Consider the following 21176-nt stretch of genomic DNA (forward strand, 5'->3'; position numbering starts at 1 on the left):
AGGCTAAAGGCTAAAGGCTAAAGGCTAAAGGCTAAAGGCTAAAAAATTATAAAAGCCGTGTTTGATAAATCAAGCACGGCTTTATTATTGGTGGTGATTAATCACAAAAATGGCGCTTTAATAAAACAGATGAGTAAGCTCAAACCGCAGTGATTTTTCGGCTAAAGCCGAACCTACAGATAAACACCGAGCTAATTGTAGGTCGTGATTTATCACGAAAATGGGGCTTATATTAAAGCCACCTGTACCCCAAAACTGCGGTGCTTTTTCGGCTAAAGCCGAACCTACAGGTAAACACCGAGCCAATTGTAGGCCGTGATTTATCACGAAAATAGCGCTTAAATAAAACAGATTAGTAAGCTCAAACCTCATTGCTTTTCGGCTAAAGCCGAACCTACGGCCATAAAAAAGCGCGGTATTAACCGCGCTCTTGGTCACTTACAAACTCTCTTAACTAGCTAGCTTTAATCTCGCTAACTTTACTCTCGCTAACTCGCCAACTTTGTTCTACTTCCAACTTCTCATTTTATGGCCTTTAAGCGCATAGAATAAGATGAATAAGTAACTTGGGATCATCAAGGCGTAAGCACCTTGCGCACCTAAGCCTGCTACGTTACCTAAACCAATCAGTAATGGGCCTAATGCACCACCTGCAATACCCATAATAAGTAAACCGGATGCAGTGCCAGTTAAACGACCTAAGCCAGTTAATGCTAACGGCCATATTGCCGGCCACACCATGGCATTGGCAAAACCAAGTAGGGCAATACATAACAATGGATCTGGCAGCTCAGGGCCACCAAATGGTACTAATAATATGTTAGCAAGAATAAATGAGTCGTTACTTCCCATTATTACTGCAAGTACAGTTACAATACCTGCAAGCCCAGACATAACGAGCGCATTTTGCTGCGACATAAAACGGGGAATAAGTGCAATACCAATGGCATAACCAACCAACATGCACGCCATGGTGTATGAGGTCATCACTGAGTAATCGGCAATCCCAATCTGTAATGCGTAAGAGCCAATGGTATCTGCGGCAATCACTTCAACAGCAACATATAAGGCAATACCAATTACACCCAGCACTAGGTGAGGATGTTTTAGTGCTTCTTTTACTTCGCCTTTACCATTACCTTCAGACTCTTCAAAAACCAAATCAGGTAGCGATGAAAATTTAGCAAATGCTGCAAACGCAAAGATCAAACCTGCAATTGCCATATAAGGTAAAATAAGACTATTCGCCATCGCATCTTTTTGCTGTTGTGATAATTGCTCACCATCAGCGACTACACCGCTGACAACAACGGCAGCAAAAATAACAGGCACGATAACCCCGGCAAATTTATTCAGTAAGCCCATAATACATACACGAACTGCCGCTGATTTTTCAGATCCCATTTTAACAACATACGGATTTACCGCTGTTTGTAGGATTGTTTGCCCAACACCTATCATTAGCTGTGCGAATAAAAATATTTCAATCATCTGCATTTTAGCGGCAGGAATATACATCAAGGCTGACGCGGCCATTACTGCACAGCCAATTGCCATACCATTTTTGTAACCTACACGCTTAATAAGCATTGCAGATGGGATGCCAGCGACTGTTACGGCAATATAAAATGAGGAAATAATAAACGAGGCTTGCAGTGGCGATAACACCAACATTTGCTGTAAAAACGGTGTAATAGCGCCATTTAGCCAGGTTATACAACCTAGAATGAAAAACATTGATCCTGCCAATGTCATTGGCAGCCAAATACTATGTTTAGTGTTTGCTTCACACTCAACAGTTGCTTCCATAAATTTATCTCAACAGTTTATTTTAATTAATTATTTTAGCATTACGCCGTGAAAGCTCTATAAACCAAGGCGCTGCAATCCTAAAATCATTTTTATTACATTAAATTAATCATACACCAACAAAAATGACAGCGCTATCATTTTTAAAAAGCAAAAAATCGACCCTGTTTGTTATAAGGCTTTATAATAAGCAACGCTTAAAAGGCTTTTATTTCACCGCCAATGATCGCCCTTTACGGATACCTCTTTGAGAAAGCGTACGAACTTGCTTTACATTAGTGGCTTTATTTTCATCATCATAAATGAGCCAATTGCCAAGACTATTTTGATATTCGATGACAATCCCCGGATACAAAGTAAATGCATCTAAGCCTTCACTTTGTTGTTGTGCAGCTACGCTAGGTAAACGATAAAAGCGCCCTGCTTGCTCTAGCTTTGCAAATTCTTTAAAGCCAACTAACGCCGCAAAACGCTGCCAATCAGCTGCTTTTTGTTGCTTAAGCGTTGTATTAAAATGGCCTGTATTTTGATCATACTTAGCGCCTTGCCCGTTATAATCTAATTCCCATGGCGCTTTATGCCAAGCTCGCTCTGCAAGCGCTAATAACCGTGGATATAACATGTACTCAGCTTGCCTGTCACTGCGAATGAGCTCTGACCATAAATGCCCTTGCAAACCAATAAAAGGTTTTGTGCGCATCGTTTTACGATCATCAGCACTGTAATGATGATTGTTTACCGAACGCCAAATTTCAGCATGCGCAGGCAAATTATCCGGCATAAACTCAAACACTTTTTTACTGTCAATCGCGCGACTCGCCCAGTGATTCCCGGGCTCTTGCGGATGCGACTGATATGGGAAGTCAAAATAAGTTACATCCGGGCTTGATAACACCACATCCCAGCCTTGGTTAGCATGACGATGCGCAACCTCATGCCCACCATCGCTCAGCGTTGCCCACGCATTTGACTGCACATTTGCTGGCATGCTCTTTAGCGTAACGTCGTTCATACCGTCGCTCCATCCGGCCACTTTAAAGCCTTTTTTAGCGACCATGGCACTGACTTTTTCAATAAAATAGCCATTAAATGAATGCAGCGCCGGTTGTTGGTTTTGCAAACGCCGACAGCTTGGAGAGTCAACCCACGCACCAGCCGTCTCATCGGCGCCAATATGGTAAGTTTTAAGAGGCACAACGGCTTGCACATGTAATGCGTTTACTTCATCGAGCACTTTATCGATAAATTGATAAGTCGATTCTAAACAAACATTTAAGGTGTTATCTTGATAATGCTGGATTGAACTGTACTGAGTTTTATCAGCGGGTTCGACTAAACGATACTGAAGCGCCTGTACGCTTTTGCCTTGGCCTATTAAACGGTTGAACCTTGCCTCCATTGCAACAATTGCCGCGCGCGAATGCCCTGGCATATCAAGTGATGGGATCACTTCAATAAAGTGCGCTTGAGCATATTTTAATATTTCAATATAGTCATTCTGGCTGTAGTAACCATTTACCGCTGATTGACTATCAAGTCCTGCGCCTAGCTGTGGTAACAAACAACGCTGTTCGGTTAAATCTAAGCAACGCTTGGCACCGACTTCCGTAAGCTCTGGTAAGTCGTTAATAGCCAATCGCCAGCCTTCATCATCCGCTAAATGTAAGTGTAATTTATTAAGCTTATAGGCGGCCATTTGCTCTATGGTATTTAAAATAAATGTTTTTGAACGAAAATTGCGTGCTACATCAATGTGCATGCCTCTAAATTCATAACGCGGCGCATCAGTAATATTAAGTGCTGGGATAGTTAAATTATCAAGGCTGACTAACCCTGCGATGCTCTGCAACGCATAAAATATCCCTGCAGAACTCGTTGCGCTAATCGTTATTTGCTCATGTTGAATTTTTAACGTGTAAGCCTCTGGGTTATCAGCTGCTAAATCTAACTTGAGCGTGGTTTTAATCCCTTGTCTATGCTGCTTAATACCAAAACGTGCTAAGCGTGCTATTGCCGCTGTAAGTTGTACTTGATCAATATCATTCGCTAGCTGTAGATTTAGGCCTTGGCTTAAATCTACAGCCTCACCTGATAATAAAGTTAAAGCGACCGGCTTTGGGATCAAACTCAGCGGTGGCGTATTTAATATAGGCCGAGACTCACTTTCATATAAATACTCCGCATCCATCCATGGTGTCGCATCGTCGTTACTCGTTTGTAGTTGTTCATAGGTTAAAAATGGTGCTAAATATGGTTGTAACTCTAGCTTAGTGTCAGGATCAATCGCGGTTTTAGTACTGTTAATAACCCGGCTTGTTAAACCCGCACTTGCCAATATGTAATTAGGCATAAACTCAGCGCGAGTAATTTGCGATTCTTGACTATAAAACTCTATACTTATCGGCGTATTTTGTTTAAATCCGGCAAATGCCGAGGAGGGCTTTATTTGGTGTAAATCGCCATTGATATGCGTAATGGTAAACTGCGACGAGTCAGTGCTATAAATTGGCATTAGCTGACTAAAATAAATTGACCACTGTTGACTGTTTGCATCAAAAGGTGTGCTGAACGTCAAACGCGATAAGTAACACTGCTTTTGATGAGGTGCAGGGCAAGTATCGGGCTTTGCCGAAAGTAACTCATATTTTACCAATAACTGCTGCGCGAGGGTATCTAACTCAGTCTGCGATGGTGCTTTAGCAAAAACTGCAGCCGAACATATGACAAGCACCAATAATATAATTCTACGCATAGCTAGCTCCCAACGATTGCTCATAAGCCATGTCGTTTATAAATAACGCATGGCTGCCAAATAATGGAGCATCGTCGCCAAGCTCACTAATACGAATATCTAACGACTGCAAAATAACTGGGTTAACTAACTTAGCTAACTGAATATGCAAACTAGGTAAAAAGCACGCTGATGATTGTGCAACAGAGCCACCTAGTACAATAACGTCAGGGTCAAACGCGAGTATCACATGGTTTATTGCATGAGCGAGATGCTTGCCAAACTCATCAAATAAACGTTGTGCGTGTGCGTCATTTGCCAATGCCTCTTGGTAAGCTTGCTTGCCCGTTGTACCTTGATTAATAAAAAACTGCCCAGAGGTAAAGTGCTCAATAATCCCTTGTAAATAACTAAAACTGCCAAACTCTCCTGCGGCTGAGTGCTTACCCGTATATAATCGACCATTAAGCACCAGCCCGGCGCCAAGTCCAGTGCCTAGGCAAATGCCAATTAAATTCGTATCTGATTTAAAATTACCTTGAGTAAATTCTCCCATAGCAAAACAATTTGCATCATTATGCACCCGTACGGGCAGTTTAAAATGTGTGCTTAATAGCTGCTTTAACTGCACATTTTTCCAATTGGGGATATTAACCGTTTCGATCACTTCGCCAGTTTCCATCAGCACCATGCTAGGTACACCTACGACGATACCAATGCAAGTATTATCAACCACTTGCTTGATGATTCGACATAAAAAGTCGTTTGTTTGCTGCTTACTTGCTGAGCCGTCCACATCAAAATAGCGTTTTTCTATTACACCTGTTGCGGTTACTTTTGCGACCAGCGCTTTGGTGCCACCAAGGTCAACACATAATAAAGTTTGTGACATTACAACCTCTTTTGTCATTAGTTACTTTCAGCAAGCTTTGCTGTCTGTGGATTACTTTTAAGCGTGTGATTAGCAACCAGTGGGTTAGCCCAAATACCGACACTAAAAATATAACCAAGCGGCATTAACAGCAGTAATAGTGATATTTGTAAGCTACCTGTAAGCTCACTCACCGCACCAATAATAGGCGAGGCAAATGCACCGCCGACAATCCCTGTGCATAAAATACCAGATACAGTGCCATGCCCTTTTGCAACTGAGTTTAATGCCAACGAAAATATCACCGACCACATAATTGATAAGAAAAACCCAACCGCAGGAAACGCCCATAATGCCAGCTCAGTATGTGCAAATAATGCGGTAAATAGACTAACCGCCGCACCAACACTAAAAGTAAGTAACACATGTTTAGCATCAAAGAGTTTTAACAGCACGATGCCCAATAAGCAGCCTAATGTCAGTGATAGCCAAAACTGACTCACTATCTGTGCTCCGCCTGTATTTGGGTCAAGTTGGTGATAGGTTTGTAAAAATACTGAAATTGAATTAGCCACTCCTTGCTCAAGCGCCACATAAGCCACGATGGCAAAAAAGAACTTGATCACGGTGGGGTCTTTAAATAATTGTAAGCTTTGTTTGATACTGCCTTGTTGCGGATTTTCTGCTTGGGTGTTGTGTTTTATCGGTAACACGCTAATAACCACCAACATCACTGTGCATAACAGTGCAAATAATAAGTACATACTTAGCCAAGTCATATCGGCGGGTACTAATTGCAATAACCAGTTTTGGCTCTGTGCTTGTGAATCTGCTTTAACAAGCGCGCTATATACCAGCGGTGATAAGGTCGCTGCACCACCAAACATTAACTGGGCTGCGACCGAAAAAACCGCAAAATGTTTAGAGCCGCCACTGGCTCGAAGTAACGGATTAATTGCCACTTGCAATAGAGCCATGGCGGTACCGATCAAAAATAATGCTGACATTGCAACAGCAAAAATCGGCAAGCTAACAAATAACACACTGCCAAATAATGCCAGTGAGAATGCTATGAGCATGACCTTTTTTTCACCTAAGCTTTGCACTAACAACCCTGCGGGGATCGACATCACTCCATACGCGATAAAAAATGCAAATGGGAAAAAACCAGCAAGGGTTAAACCTATATTATAGCTTTGGATCAGAGCCGGAAATATCGGCGCTAATAAGTTCGTTATAAATGAAATAACAAAAAAGGTAACTAGTACTAGTAGCACTATCAAATAATTTCTTTTCATAATTGTTCTACCTGAAAGTCTCATTCTAAAAATAAATAGAGTGGTGATAGCCATCTGTTCGTGGGCATACAAACAAAATGATTCAAGGGAATAATTAATCACCACTCTTAATTAGCTAAGTCTGCCATCATAAAATGAGTTATGCGGCACTACTCTACGGCTTGTTGATACTTTTCAACTCACTTTATGCAGTCTTCATTGCATGTAGTTGCTCTGCATGTGGTTTACAATGCTTATTACACAGTTCATGCAAATACATTTTTGCGCCATTACAAATTGCAGCGCAAGCGGGTTCAAATGACTGCTGGCACAGCGAGCTTTGGTAGTCCATGCCACCAAGTAAGCAATACCAACTAGGTCTAAAATAAACTTGCTGTTGGGTAAGCTTTGACAAATACGCATCAAAATCATCGCCATTAAGCCATGCTTTTAGTAAAGACTTTAAAGCACTAGAGCTGTGATTCAGTTGCTTGGCTGTAAGCCAGTATTCACTGTCGGTGCGTAAGCTAGTTGCATAATGCGCAACCACATAATCTTTAATGCCATACACTAATTGATGGAGTTGTTGATTGACGTGTTCAGCTACTTTTAATGACTGCTCGTTGTTTTTTAGCTTTGTTAAGGCTTGGCTAAATAACTTAATACTATGTTGAGTAACCATCAAAGATGTCGCTTCGATGGGCTCAATAAAGCTCTGCGCCAACCCTACAGCCATGACATTGCTTTGCCATGCAGACTGCATACAGCCGACTTTCATTTTTAAATGCCGAAACGCGCTATTTTGTGGATTTATGTTTAATTGCAGGGCAAGCTCATACAGGGCTTGCTCATCAGTGATATGTTTTGAGCTATACACATAGCCGTTACCAATACGGCTAGTGAGCGGAATTTGCCAACACCAACCGGCACTTAACGCCGTAGATTGAGTGGCACATGGCATCACAGCATCGCTAGAAATTGGCGTCGCCACGGCTACAGCACGGTCGTTAAGTAGTTCATCAGCAAATGAATTAAAAGGTGTACCCAGTGTTTGCTCAATTAACAGTGCATTAAAACCACTGGCATCGATAAACATGTCGCCGTTAATTTGTCGTCCATCAACCAGCGTAATATCAGCTATATTGCCATTGTTGTTTATATGCGCGTGGCTAAACTCACCATCAATGTGTTCAACCCCATTCTCTTGTGCATAGGCTTTTAGCACACCCGCTAATTTTATGGCATCAAAATGATAACCATAAGTTTGCTCTTTGAGCATAGGTGTATGCACTTTTGGACTTAAATTTTGTTTTGCGATATGGCCTGTTAAAAAATACTCATCTGGGGCTTGCCAATCGCCATTACCGCGCCTTCGGGCATTAGCGTTTACAAAATAAACTTCGGCAGTTTTTTCATCCATGTCGCTATAAAATGGATGGAAATAACAACGTTCATCGCCATTCCAATTATTAAAGTAAATGCCTGCTTTGTAGCTTGCATCGCACTTGGGCATCCATTGTTGTTCACTAATACCGAGTGAATCCATAAAGTTTTTTAAGTGTGGTGTTGAACCTTCACCAACGCCAATACTGCCAATTTTACTCGATTCAATAACACTAATAGCTAATTCAGGATGCTGCTTTGATAAATACGCAGCGCACATCCAACCCGCACTACCACCGCCTAAAATTACTAATTTATTTATGATAGCCATAACTAAAAAAGGCCGCCAAGTGGCGGCCTATCTCCATTAGAATTTATAACTTACACCAAGGTAATAACGTGAACCAAACTCGATAGTATTTTGCGTTAAAGCAAAGTTAGTATCGTACGATTGCACCACTTCGTTGGTTAAGTTAACGCCTTCAAGGCTAACATCTAAGTTTTCCATGGCATGCCAGATGATTGACGCATCAATTTGTTGATAGTTATCGTTTTTAACTGCTTGGGCTGCACCAACACCAATCCATTCACTGCGCCAGTTATATGCTAAACGAGTGCTGATAATATCGTTCTCAAAGAACACTGATGCATTAAAACTGTTTTCAGAAACACCTGGTACCATTTCTTTTGAGCCATCTGGCGTGGTTGTTTCACTGTCTACGTACGTATAGTTAGTCACCACCCCAAAACCGTTAGCAAAGCTATGCTGTAGTTGCAGTTCAATACCATTTACAGAGCCTTCGCCGTTACTACGAGGACGAGTAACACGGCATTGCTCATATAGATCTGGACTGGCGCCACAGCCATCTACAAATTCAACCGCTTCAGTCGAAAAAACAACGTTATCAATTTGTTTGCTGAAAAATCCTGCTGATGCCATAGAAGCGCTTGTAAAGTAATACTCTATAGCAATATCGCCCTGGTTAGCTTCATAGGGTTTTAGATCAGGATTTCCCCCTGTGGCGCTACCAAAATTGGCATTAATTGCTAAGCCGGGTTTTAAATCACTGTAGTTTGCGCGAGACATAACTTGTGATGCTGCCGCGCGAATAATAATGTCATCCGATAAATCATAAGCAAAGTTTACGCTAGGGAGTAAGTTATTATAATCGACCGTCTCTTTGAAAACCGCGCCGTCGGCGTAGCCGCTCGATGTTTGCTCAGTCTCAACGTAACGTAAACCAATATTACCTCGGTAGTTTTCGCCACTAAAATCAGCCTTCGCGTAAATGGCGATCATATCTTCATCCACTGAAAAAGTATTACCTAAGTTAGCGACTTCGGTCAGTTCGCCAGCTGCATACTTACCGCTGATGAAATCCCACCATTTATCTGTATCAAGTGAGGCATATGCATCAAGCGTATGACCAGAGCTTTGTGAATGCAGCCCAGTTAATACGCCATCACTCCAATTTGATAAATTACCATCGGGAACAAAACCAAGTACTTCGTCTGGATTACGGTTAAATGCAATGCGCGAAAATTCGCTACTATTAAATTTAATGCCGGTCTTGATTGCAGTAAAGAAATTACCATCTAACTCAAATTTAACATCAGCTTGAGCATAACTCATATCATGCTCTTGCACTGTGGTATCAAAATTTGCTTCTTGCGCATGTTTAAATTGCGTTGCATCGGTAGCATCTAGCGAAGTTAGCCAAACTTGATAAGGACCAGTAGCATCATAAGTAAAACCACCATCAGTGCTGTTTTGTCCATTAGGAAATGCAGGATCACCTATTTTACCTCCTTCATCTGAGGCTGGGATCCACCATGAAGATGCGCCAAATTGCGTGCCGCCATCTGATGTTGATTTTCCAATTACACCACTGAGTTCAAAGCCATCACCTTGAAACTTACCAGTTAGGTTTAGTACATCAGCTTTCATATTAACGGCATTACGCACTACTGGATTATAAATAATAGAAGCATATGCAGGTAATATAGTTGCTTGCTCGGTACCGCCTAATGCATTGTTGGTTACATTAGTAGAACCCGCACCACGGGCGCCAACCGTCAGAAAGTTATGGTTTACATGCGGGTTATCAAATTCAAAACGAAAATAATCAAGCACAAACTCCATATTATCGGTTGGTGCAAACTGCGCGGTTAATTGCGCGCTGGTCCGCTCACGCTCAGACTTAAATGCTTGCGAACCTAAACTCCATGCACCGACTGTCGATTCTTGTCCTGTTGCTTGGTTTTCTGCAAAGTACTCATAGTAGCCGCCAATAGACTCAAGTACATGGCGCCCTGAAGTTAATTGTTCATAAGAGTACGCAGCTAAAATACCAAATTTTTCATCTTCATTTTTCCAACTAGCAAGAATTGATGCACCAGGATCAGTCTCATCATACAATGAACTTTGTGCCAACTCTGCAGAGAGCAGTAACGTATTTGCATCTAACTCCAGAGGTTTACGAGTCGTTAAGTTAACGGTTCCTCCCAGTGCTCCTTCTTCGATATCTGCCTCCGGTGTTTTATACACTTGCACACCCGACACTTGCTCTGCTGATAACAATTCCATATTAAAAGTACGTGTCGCTGGGCCTAAATCGTACCATGAGGTGCTTGCTACTGTTTGACCATTGAGTAATATTCTTGATTGCTCTGGTGCAGTACCACGAATAGTTACGCCATTTACCTCACCATATTGGCGGTCAACCGTCACTCCTGAAATACGTTGTAGTGCATCACCAATGTTTTTATCCGGAAATTTACCAATATCTTCTGCGGTAATGGCATCTACCACTCCATCTGCAAAACGCTTAGTGTTCATTGACGCTTCTAAAGAGCGACGAATGCCACGCACTTCAATGGTTTCTATATCACTGTCAGCTTGAGTTTGAGCTGCAGCTAATGCCATTGGACTGACGTATAGTGCTGAGATACATATCGCCAATGTCGATAGTTTAAGCGATGCTTTGTTGATGTTTTTCATTCCTAGTCCCCTATTTATTGTTATTGAAAGCGTTACTAGGGTATCGCGCCGCATTCGTGTTAAGCAGTACAATTGACACTTTATCCGGTACTTTCCTATCAAAGGAATGTTAATTTTGATGGCAAAATGTTCAATGTCCTGTTAGCAAAGAATCGCGTGCAATAGATTAATACTAAAAGTGAATTGAAAAGTATTACTTAGACTGCTAAAAATTGTTCAATATAGGGACTAAAATAAATAAGGAGGTCGTCATGCGGGCAATGTGTGAAAAAGTCATTCCTAATACCAATTCATCGTGGCGCTATTGTAAATATACGCTTGATTACATTCCATTTAATTGGCATTACCATCCAGACTTTGAGATTTGCCTTACTTTAAACAGTCAAGGGGTATGCCATATTGGCGATTACATTGCTCCTTATGGCGAACTTGATCTAGTGATCCTTGGTGCTGATTTGCCCCATACTTGGCAATCGTCACCGAATATAGATAACAGTGTACAAATTGTTCACGTTGCACAAATTCCAAAAAAATGGCTTAGTCAGCAAATTACTAGTCACCCTGAATTTGCCATACTTGAAGAGTTATTAATCGCTGCGCGACAAGGCCTTAAATTCTCGACTAAAACAGCGATGATAGCGAAATCATATTTTGAAAAAATCGAGGTCAGTAACCCTTTTGAGCAATATTTAGGTTTATTTAAATTACTGTATTTAATGAGCCAAGAAGCAGTCCCTCAGCAGCTTTCTAGCGCGAGTTTTTGCTACACTAATAAAACTGATCCCGCAAAAGATAAATTTGATAAAGTGATTGATTATATTTATCGCCATTACACTGAGGGCTTAAGCGCAGAACAATTAGCTAACATGGCGCATATGAGCACTAACCACTTTCACCGCTTTTTTAAAAAGCGCATGGAACGCACTTTAACAGAATTTATTAACCAGTTAAGAATTGGTCAAGCTTGTAAGCTATTGATCAATACTAACCGCGCTATTACGGCTATCAGCGATCAATGTGGGTTTAAAAATACCTCTAACTTTAATCGCCGCTTTTTAACACTAAAAGGGACAACACCAAGCCAATTTAGAAAGCGCTTAAAACAAAAATCATTAGTGTGAAAGAGTAAAAAGGTAGGGCTACCTACCTTTTATAAATACCGTTATTTTTCAAGTAACCACAATGCAGGCGTGTTTGAAGGCTGCCAATTACTTTGGGAATAATGTGCTTGTAACACAGAATAAATTTTATCTTGATAACTTACAAAATTAGTAGCTTCGTATTGCCTGTTTTGTTGCCATTGAGGCGCATAATTATCAAGTGTATCAAATCGATAACCTTCTGCTCTTGCGTGCTCAACAAAGCTTTTAATTTTGGGCAAGTTAATCGTCGCACCTAGCCCGCGCGGACCATCTTCAAACAAAAAGTCATGGGTGAGTATCACTACTTTATTCGCTGCTAATCCATCGCTGCAATCTAAGTTTTGCGTGCGGCTATTGACAGGATCCATTGTTTTGCCAGGGCAAGTATTGACGATTTGATTAATGCTTTCGACCATTTGAATACCATCTGCCATTGTTTCTGCAGGGTAATCAACGCCCCAGTTCACTGGGCCCCAATCAAAATCCCAACCATAAACCTTATAGTCTTCGCTTGCTAATTTATCAGATATTTTTACTGCGACTTGTGAGCTATTGGTAGAAACCTGTGGATCACAAGAAAAAGCTGGATCCCAAGGTGGTAAATTATCAGATGTTGCGCATAAACCATCACCTTTAAAAGTTTTCGTAACACGCCACGCATTGGTATACGGCAAGCGTGCCATTGTTCTCATTTTAAAGTTTGGGAAGCTTTCTGCATTAGGTAATAACGCCAAGACCTTTTGAGTATTAAGCTCAAAGTAATCATAATCGGTACTTACATCTTGGTAGGATTTAACTGGCCATAAACCAACTTCGTTACAATAAACAGCACCAGAGCGCTCTCCATCCATGCAATTATGCAACATATGGTCATAACTATGGTTAGCTAAAAGGTGACCGCTATTTAAAAGCTTAGCTAATGCTAATTGTGAGTGTTGTTCATTTTCATCGCCTTCACCATACATGTGAAAAGCATTGATAAAAAATGTCGCTTTTATTTGTGCCTCATCTAAAGCATCAATTAGCCCTGAGGTGGCATTAATCGGGCCATCATCAAACGTTAAATAGATAACCTTGTCGTCATCTGCAAAGCTGTAAGTTGAGCATAAACTTGCACACAATAGCGTTACTGCCGTTTTATTTTTCATTTTGTTCTCCATTAATTAACACCTAATTAATATTGCATGCTATTTAGCCATCGACTGATACGAAGCAATGCAATTTAGGTATTAATCAAACAAAATGAATCTCTGCTACTTCCCTATCGCTTGCTTGGCAAACAGGTGCTTAATTGGGCCTAAGTTATCAACCAAGCTTAAACCCACACCACGTACCAGTTTTTTAAGTGGGTTAGCGCCTGCAAATAATTCTTTTAAGCCTTGCATCATGGCAATATGCTTTTGTGCATCAAGCTTGCGGGTACGCTCGTAATCACGCAATAGTCGATTACTGGCAAACTCTTTATTGTCAGCAGTTAACAGCTCAATAAGGTAAGCGGCATCTTTAAGGCCTAAGTTCATACCAAGTCCTGCTAACGGATGAATGGTATGTGCGGCATCGCCCATTAATACCACTTTACCTGTCACCCATTGCTGCGCGTAACGCATTTTCAAAGGGAACGCTGTGCGCGCACTTTGTACCTCACATAAACCGCATTGGCCATCAAGGGCTGCCATAACTGCTTTATTAAAATCGCTATCATCCATGGCTAGTAACGTTTGGCAATGCGCAGGACTGGTTGACCATACAATTGAGTGCGTATTGGCATCTGGCAGCGGTAAAAACGCCAGTGGTCCAGTAGGTAAAAATACTTGGCGCGCAGTATTATTATGTGGCTCAGTGGTTCTTACCGTCGCAACGATGGCGTTATGATCATAATCTTTAAACGTAATGGGCAAATTAAACTGTTTCCGAATCGCTGAATTTGCGCCATCGGCTGCCACTAATAACTTGGCTATAACTGGCTCACCAGAGTCTAAGGTTATAAAGACGTCATTGTCACTTTGGTGTATTTGTTGATAGCGTGTATCAAACATAAGCGTTGCTTGGCTGTATTGTTCTAATTCATTGATCAGTGCATAACGAATGATGTCGTTTTCAACAATATGACCTAAATGAGGAAGGTCCAGTTCATCGCTGTTAAAAGCAATTTTGCCAAAGCTATCTTGGTCGCGCACATCCATATGGGTATAGGCGCGTGCTCTTTGAGCAATGATCTCAGGCCACACTTGCAAAGATTCAAACAAGTGTTGGCTGGCAAGGCTCAGTGCACTTACGCGCAAAGCGTATTCATCGCCTGGCAATACTTGTTTTGCTGCAGCATCAATTACTACTACACTTATATTGGCTTTAACAAGCCCCAGCGCGAGGGTTAAGCCAACACAGCCGCCCCCCACAACACATACTTGTGTCTGTTTCATAGTCGTTTACCTTGTTTAACCTGACCCATTAATTGCTTAGCTAAAGGTGTTTTTAAAGAAGCACACAAATCCATGGCGAATAGACCACAGCTGCGACCAAATGCGAGTATTCGTGATGAGTTTGAAAATAACCGCACTAAAGAATCTGTTAACGTCATTACAGTGGTTATATCTTGGTTACGTTGTTTGGCATATTCACGGGTAAATAGGTAACTGCCAATTGCCAATTCGCTATTTACTAATTCACATAGAAGTTGCACATCGCGCAGGCCTAAATTAAAGCCCTGCCCTGCAATAGGATGAATCGCATGCCCTGCATTGCCAATTAGTACCGTACGGTGAGCACTTAATGACTCTGCACGACCATACACCAGTGGATACTTTGCACGCATGCCGACTTTAGTAAATTGCCCGCCACGATAACCAAATGCAGTTTGCAAAGCACTTACAAAAGCGCTGTCGTCAAGCTGCATATGCGCGTCAATATCGGCTTTATCCATACACCATACTAACGAGTAACGGTTATTACTCATCGGGAGTAATGCCATTGGTCCATGCTCAGTAAAGCGCTCAAAAGCATGGTTATGATGACCACCTGCCACTTCAATATTGGCAATGATCGCCCCTTGTGAATAAGGCTCAGGAGTAAAATTGATCTTTGCCAGCTGGCGAGTAGCCGATTGCGCACCGTCGGCAATCACCACTAATTGGCCATTAAGTTGAGCACCAGACTGCAAAGTAATACTTGCAAAGTCATGATGATAGGTAATATCTGCAACACTGTCAGGGCAATACATGACCACTTGGGTAGCTGCAAGTTGTTGATGTAAAGCACGACCAAACGGATTTACCTCAACAACATAACCTAGAGCTGACTGTGAAAACTGCGCACAATCGATCTGCGTTTTACCAAAGTGACCGCGATCCGACACGGTCACTTTTTTAATTGCCGCAGCAAATGAGGCATCAATATCAAAGGCATTAATGGTCTGTAAAAATTGCACCGATTGTTGTGCTAAGGCGATACTTCGGTCGTCAAAACTAGGATGGTGTTCAGTGCTTGGTTGATTTGCTTCAACCACCGCAATCGTTAATTGCGGCGCATGTTTCACAAGACTCAGCGCACAACTGGCACCCGCTAAGCCACCACCGATAATAACAACATCAAACTGCTCTGCCACGTTATGCTCCTAGCGGTTAATTGCTTGCTTTTGCATTAACGCTTCAATCTCGCTGATACTTTTTGGCACACTCAAGGTAAGATTTTCGTGACCTTGCTCGGTCACTAACAGGTTATCTTCAATACGAATACCAATGCCCTTATATTGCTCAGGTGCTTGTGCATCTAGGCTAACATACAAGCCAGGTTCAATAGTGAGTACCATACCAGCTTCAAATGGGCGTTCTTTTTCGTCTTTTTTATAGTCGCCTACATCATGCACATCAAGGCCAAGCCAATGACCAAGGCCATGCATATAAAATGCTTTACATGCTTGGTTATCAAGTAACTCTTGTAACTCACCTTGCAAAATACCTAAGTCAACTAAGCCTTGGGTGAGCACTGTCATCGCTAATTTATTAGCCTTTGATAAGCTACCACCGGGCTTTACTTCAGTAAACGCTGCTGCTTGCGCCGCTAGAACAATGTTATAAAGCTCAGCTTGAGGCTGGCTAAATTGCCCATTAATAGGGAAAGTACGCGTAATATCTGCCGCGTAACCTTGCAGTTCAGCGCCAGAATCAATCAGCACTAAATCACCGTCGGTCAGCACATCACTGTTAGCAGTGTAATGCAATATATTGGCGTTATCGCCACCGCCGACAATGGTGCCATAGGCGGGATGACGCGCACCATGCATAGCGTAATGATGATGAAGCTCGGCTTCTAGCTGATATTCGGTAGCGCCTGGCTTTGCAAACTGCATAGCACGAATATGTCCTTGGGCACTTATTTCACACGCTTGGCGCATAATATTCACCTCAGCAGGTGATTTAAATAAACGCATTTCGTGCACTAAACCACGAATATCTTTAATCGTATGTGGCGCTTTATAACCTTTTTTAGGCGCGCCACGCAGCGTATTTAATAACGCCCACACTTTATCGTCAAACTGTGGATAAGTACCTTGTGCATAAAATAAAATCTGCTGGCCGTTCACCAAATTCAATAATTGTTCAGTTAGTTCACTCAGTGCACATGTTTGGTCGAATAAATAATCTTTTTTAGCTTTTTCAAAACCAATACGACGACCATGCCAAATTTCCGCCAGCTTATCTTTGTTCAAACAAAACAGCGTACTCGGTGTATCGCTGCTTGGGCAAAGCACTAACACTGCATCGGGTTCATTAAAGCCAGTTAAGTAGAAGAAGTCGCTATCTTGGCGAAACGCATATTCAGTATCACGGCTGCGGGTTACTTCACTTGCCGCTGGAATGATAGCCACACTGTTTGGTTCCATCATGGCAAGTAAACGATCTCTGCGTGCTTTAAACTCTGCTTTTTCTATTTTAACTGTTGGCATTATAAACCCTGTTTATACTGTTAATTTTAACTTAGTGAAGTGTTTTTTTAGTGCTTTTTGGCGCTTGCTCTTGACCAAGTTCAGCAAAACACAACAGCGCAGAAACTCGCACATATTCAATTACTTCGTGCAATGCTTGGCTGTCTTCTTCGGTTTCATCAAACATGGTATCTAAACGCGTAATTTCACTAAAATCACTGATCACTTCTTTTACATCAGCTGATAACTTGCCATAGTCTTTTTGCTTTAAGCCAAAACCAAGCATAAATCCAGCGACCCATGACACTAAACCATTCGCTTGATCTACTAAGGTTTCGTCATCACTTGGTAAAAATAAATCAAATTGAAACTCTTCGTTGTTAAAGCTTTCTACAACTTGCTTATAAATAATGGCAAAAAATTCTTTCAGATCATGGCTAAATGCTTGGCCATCATTAAACACATCGCTTAATAAGCCTAAGTATTCTTTGGCTTCAATACTCAAGCCGCAGGCTAATAATCCACTGATCACGCCGTGTGCTTCTGAAGGAGTGACAAATATTTCGTTTTTTTCCAATAGTAATTGGGCTTGTTGGTAATCTGGTAATTCGTTCATGCTGAGATCTTCGCTTGGCTAATTAAGTCAATGCTACCACTCGATAAATAGCAACTCCAATGAAAAGTATGATTGAGGTCAAAAAGCAATCCGAAAAGTAAATAGCCAGTTACCAGTGCTGGAAAATCACTCGAACAGTATAATTATTTTGAATTTGGGGTGTAAGGATTGGCTTATGTCTTATATACTGAATTTGTTCCCTAGGGTGTTGGAGCTTGGTTAAGTCCCTGAGCCGATAAATTTTATGTTAGGGTTTCTGTTCGTCTGCTATTGTGCAAGCTCGGCATGTACCGAGAAGCCTACGGCAAACCGCAGATTCCCGCCCTGAGACCTTATGGTTTCAGGACTGACACCGAGTGCCGCATACTTGGGGAACACCTTTCTTACCTTCCTTTATACTATCTGCTGTTGTGCTTTAAACCATTGATAATAATATGAGCCAAATGTATTTAATAGCGTCGCAAATGCAATTAAGCTCGTACCCAGAATTTGCATCAAACTCATTACGGTACTAAAAAATAAAAACTGGAATAACACCGCAAAGATTAAGTTAGTATAAATTAAAGGCGCCAGCTGTGAGTTTGAATCAACTAATCTATATGCTTTGGAACGAAAAAACTGAGTTGCAGCAGTTGAAAGTCCTAAAAACAATAATAACAATAAGATCCCCTGCTCGAAATTGACTATCATTATTATACTTTGTTGATACTCAACTTGGCTGGTAAAAATAACCATCACAGGTAAAACAAACAATGCTGCAATTGCAAAACAGCAGCCGTTTATTACCAAGATAGGTAAATTTATTTTACTGGCTCTAAATAAAGCAACTTGCGAGCAACCATTAAAAAAACCAGCCGCTAAACCTATTAATAATTCCCAGCGCCACGTTATCCCTTGTACGGTTAAGTTTTGCATCACCACGCCAATGCCCATTAATATTAAGGTAGGTAAAACTATTCGACTGATTTTGGTTTTATAAAAATAGCGCTCAAGTAGCGGAATAAATAACGGCCCAGTACTAAATAATACCACGGCCTCAATTAACGTTAAGCGACTTAAGGCCAACATAAAACAACCTTGGCAACTGGCAATAAAAATGGCACGTAAGATAAATGCACCCCAAGCTGCTTGATTTGGCATCACCCAGCGGCTGCATGCAGCAATAAACAACATAACTAACGCAGGAAGTAATAAACGCAACATCACTAATATTGCATCACTAAAATACTCAGTTAAAAGTTTTGAAAATAAACTATTCAACGCTAAAGTAAATGTGGATAACAGCATAAACATACTGGGTCGTAATAAAGCAGCCATAACAACTCCTTTCTCAACGAGAAATACGTTTCACATTGAGAATGATAAGCTTAACATTAATCTGAGGCGCTAAATTAGCGTAAATAGGTAGAATGAAAAAGCGAGTAATTATGCACAAACCTGTAAGTAAAACTTAACAATGAGAAACTATGGCTAACTCTATTCCTTTAAAATCGCTTCATAGTTTTATTGCAGTCGCAGAAACTGGCAGTATGGTCCTCGCTGCTGAGCAATTAAATATTAGTCATTCTGCAATAAGCCAAGCAATTAAGTCTCTTGAATCGCAACTAAACACTCAATTATTTACTCGTATCGGCCGACGAGTTGAGCTAAATAGCACGGGTAAACGCTATTACCTGCGAGTACAGCCAGCTCTAAATGAGATTATAGCTGCAAGTTTTGAGATCTCTGCGAGTCAGCTCTGCGCGCACTTAACTTTAAATATGGTGAACTCGATGGCATTGCATTGGTGGATCCCACGAGTAGCGGAACTACAAGCTTACGCGCCAGAGTTAGATGTGCGTTTATCTAATTTAGTCGGAGAGTTTAACTTAGAGCAACATGGCGTGGATGTCGCTTTGGTGCATGGTAAACAACAAGATTGGGCGCAATATCACTGCGAAAAACTGGCTGATGATGAGCTTATTTTAGTATGTAGTCCTGAATTAATAAAAACCTTGCCCACAGATTGCCAAACTGGCAAAGAGCTACTTACTCGTTTCCCGGCTATTTTTGCCATAAACCCACGCCGCGATAACGATTGGCACGTATGGTGTAACGCCCATCAATTAGCAATACCGAAACAACATAAAAACCTCACTTTTAATATTTCAGTACAAGCAACGCAAGCGGCAATGCGCCAATTAGGTGTTTTGGTCACCCATAAACAATTTGTAAAAGATGATATTCAACAGGGTATGCTGGTGCAAATAGGTGAGCCGGTATTAAACCCACATCAACAGTTTTATTTTGCTACCAGCCATAGCAAGCGTGAACAAGCCACTATATTGATATTAAAAAAATGGTTAAAATCGCAGTTTTCTAATCAATAAAAGTTTATCAGCCTACGGCTTACTAAAAGTTAATTTTTAACTTTTAGTGCACCTAATACAATACAGACAACACCACCGACCATTCCAGCCCATGCCTCGATGGGTGTATCACCACTAAAAGTTCGCGTAATTTGCGCACTTGCAGAGTCATAAACGTCATAACCCCAAAAAGCCAGTGCAGCTCCAATACAGATCAGCACAATACCAATTACTTTATTCATTTTAATTCCTATTAAAGCTAACAGAGGTAATCTCTAAAAATACGCTAAGACATTGATTTAAGCAAAAACTAAAAATAACCTTCACACCGCTATTTAAAAATTACTCATGGTATTTACGGATCACCGCAATCTTACCGTTTTCAATTTCTAGAACATCCATCAACGTTTGGGTGTATTCAATCAGTTGCTTGTTTTGCGGGTGCACACCTTTCGCGTGTTGCGTGTAACGAATCGCAATCGCGGTATGATTAAATATGAAAGTATCAAGTAACTTTGCTTCATATTCAGTGTGGGCACCTAGATAAAAAGTCATACCTTTGCGCATCATGGCCTTACCGTCAGGTGAACGAGAATCATCGCTTTGATAAGGTAGGTGTTGATTAGCAACATCATCAGTGAGTAACGCTAAAAAAGCTTCGAGTTCTTTACTGCTAGCTTTAGGCGCCTGAGTTGCCGTCATGGTGGAAAAATATTGCTGGGCGAGTCCTTCTAGTTCGTTATTTTCGTCTTTTGCATGTAAGTTAAAAGTTGCGATAACAGCTAACAATAAAAAAGTAACGTATTTCATTATGCTCTCTTGCATTGTGTTTAATTATCACTCTATCAAAACAGCAACAAACTAAAATGTATAGTCTTTTTATAATAAATCACGCTTCGCCGGATGGTTTTATAAAATACTCTTATAAAATATCATCTAAAAGGCTGGCTTGTTCTGGACAATCTCAGTAAGCATGTAGCGAATCTTCTACAACTTAAGACCCATACCTTTTTAATTAAATTATTTTAATGTTCACCGGCACTTTCAATGCATAATAAAATTAACACACTCAATAAC

General features: G+C 41.1%; 16 protein-coding genes and 1 other RNA gene. 3 read left to right on the top strand and 14 right to left on the bottom strand.

The window, feature by feature from the left end; all coding sequences use genetic code 11:
- Nucleotides 1–507: 507 nt before the first annotated feature.
- The 6 genes from nagP to H5180_RS14150 form a co-directional block, all read right to left on the bottom strand.
- Nucleotides 508–1809 (bottom strand): N-acetylglucosamine MFS transporter NagP, encoded by a 1302-nt coding sequence (gene nagP / locus H5180_RS14125; RefSeq protein ID WP_145241873.1) that lies wholly within the window; start codon nt 1807–1809, stop codon nt 508–510.
- Nucleotides 1810–2017: 208 nt separating this feature from the next.
- On the bottom strand, nt 2018–4561 hold the full coding sequence (locus tag H5180_RS14130; RefSeq protein ID WP_182758428.1) for a family 20 glycosylhydrolase: 2544 nt from the start codon (nt 4559–4561) through the stop codon (nt 2018–2020).
- Nucleotides 4554–5432: an ROK family protein gene (locus H5180_RS14135; RefSeq protein ID WP_145241877.1), complete on the bottom strand. Its 879-nt coding sequence runs from the start codon at nt 5430–5432 to the stop codon at nt 4554–4556. The genes H5180_RS14130 and H5180_RS14135 overlap by 8 nt, the downstream gene beginning before the upstream one ends.
- Nucleotides 5433–5449: 17 nt before the next feature.
- Entirely contained in the window at nt 5450–6709 is a 1260-nt protein-coding gene (locus H5180_RS14140) for an MFS transporter (protein ID WP_182758429.1), read from the bottom strand.
- 184 nt (nt 6710–6893) lie between these two features.
- Complete coding sequence (locus H5180_RS14145) at nt 6894–8402, bottom strand: tryptophan halogenase family protein (RefSeq protein ID WP_182758430.1); 1509 nt, start codon at nt 8400–8402, stop codon at nt 6894–6896.
- Nucleotides 8403–8438: 36 nt separating this feature from the next.
- The gene (locus H5180_RS14150; protein WP_220493119.1) at nt 8439–11072 is read right to left on the bottom strand and encodes a TonB-dependent receptor; all 2634 of its coding nucleotides are present in this window, start codon (nt 11070–11072) and stop codon (nt 8439–8441) included.
- A 251-nt stretch (nt 11073–11323) separates the two neighbouring features.
- On the opposite strand from H5180_RS14150, the gene H5180_RS14155 reads away from it, so the two are divergent.
- Nucleotides 11324–12193, top strand: coding sequence for an AraC family transcriptional regulator (locus tag H5180_RS14155; protein WP_182758431.1), 870 nt, complete (start codon nt 11324–11326; stop codon nt 12191–12193).
- Nucleotides 12194–12234: 41 nt separating this feature from the next.
- Here H5180_RS14155 and H5180_RS14160 read toward each other — a convergent pair whose 3' ends face one another.
- From H5180_RS14160 to H5180_RS14180, 5 genes are all read right to left on the bottom strand, one after another.
- Nucleotides 12235–13362 carry a polysaccharide deacetylase family protein gene (locus H5180_RS14160; protein WP_259399577.1) on the bottom strand — a complete coding sequence of 376 codons (1128 nt, stop codon included), beginning with the start codon at nt 13360–13362 and terminating at the stop codon, nt 12235–12237.
- A 105-nt stretch (nt 13363–13467) separates the two neighbouring features.
- Nucleotides 13468–14634, bottom strand: coding sequence for an FAD-dependent monooxygenase (locus H5180_RS14165; protein WP_182719172.1), 1167 nt, complete (start codon nt 14632–14634; stop codon nt 13468–13470).
- Nucleotides 14631–15815, bottom strand: coding sequence for a 2-octaprenyl-6-methoxyphenyl hydroxylase (gene ubiH / locus H5180_RS14170; protein WP_182758433.1), 1185 nt, complete (start codon nt 15813–15815; stop codon nt 14631–14633). The genes H5180_RS14165 and ubiH overlap by 4 nt, the downstream gene beginning before the upstream one ends.
- 9 nt (nt 15816–15824) lie before the next feature.
- Nucleotides 15825–17156 carry a Xaa-Pro aminopeptidase gene (gene pepP, locus H5180_RS14175; protein ID WP_145241892.1) on the bottom strand — a complete coding sequence of 444 codons (1332 nt, stop codon included), beginning with the start codon at nt 17154–17156 and terminating at the stop codon, nt 15825–15827.
- A 31-nt stretch (nt 17157–17187) separates the two neighbouring features.
- Nucleotides 17188–17751 (bottom strand): UPF0149 family protein, encoded by a 564-nt coding sequence (locus H5180_RS14180; protein WP_145241895.1) that lies wholly within the window; start codon nt 17749–17751, stop codon nt 17188–17190.
- A gap of 194 nt (nt 17752–17945) precedes the next feature.
- On the opposite strand from H5180_RS14180, the gene ssrS reads away from it, so the two are divergent.
- A non-coding RNA gene (gene ssrS / locus H5180_RS14185) (6S RNA) lies at nt 17946–18129 on the top strand.
- Nucleotides 18130–18144: 15 nt separating this feature from the next.
- On the opposite strand, the gene H5180_RS14190 is transcribed toward ssrS, so the two are convergent.
- Nucleotides 18145–19068: a DMT family transporter gene (locus H5180_RS14190; RefSeq protein WP_182758434.1), complete on the bottom strand. Its 924-nt coding sequence runs from the start codon at nt 19066–19068 to the stop codon at nt 18145–18147.
- A 149-nt stretch (nt 19069–19217) separates the two neighbouring features.
- On the opposite strand from H5180_RS14190, the gene H5180_RS14195 reads away from it, so the two are divergent.
- Nucleotides 19218–20120, top strand: coding sequence for a LysR family transcriptional regulator (locus H5180_RS14195; protein WP_145241900.1), 903 nt, complete (start codon nt 19218–19220; stop codon nt 20118–20120).
- Nucleotides 20121–20149: 29 nt separating this feature from the next.
- Here the strand turns inward: H5180_RS14195 and H5180_RS14200 are convergent, their stop codons facing one another.
- Together H5180_RS14200 and H5180_RS14205 are read right to left on the bottom strand one after the other, a co-directional pair.
- A complete protein-coding gene (locus H5180_RS14200) occupies nt 20150–20341 on the bottom strand; it encodes a DUF3185 family protein (RefSeq protein WP_149983225.1) in 192 nt (63 codons plus the stop codon).
- Between the two features lie 100 nt (nt 20342–20441).
- Complete coding sequence (locus tag H5180_RS14205) at nt 20442–20909, bottom strand: nuclear transport factor 2 family protein (RefSeq protein ID WP_149983226.1); 468 nt, start codon at nt 20907–20909, stop codon at nt 20442–20444.
- Between the last annotated feature and the right edge of the window lie 267 nt (nt 20910–21176).

The sequence above is a fragment of the Pseudoalteromonas sp. SR41-4 genome (assembly GCF_014163985.1).
GTDB lineage: Bacteria > Pseudomonadota > Gammaproteobacteria > Enterobacterales > Alteromonadaceae > Pseudoalteromonas > Pseudoalteromonas rhizosphaerae.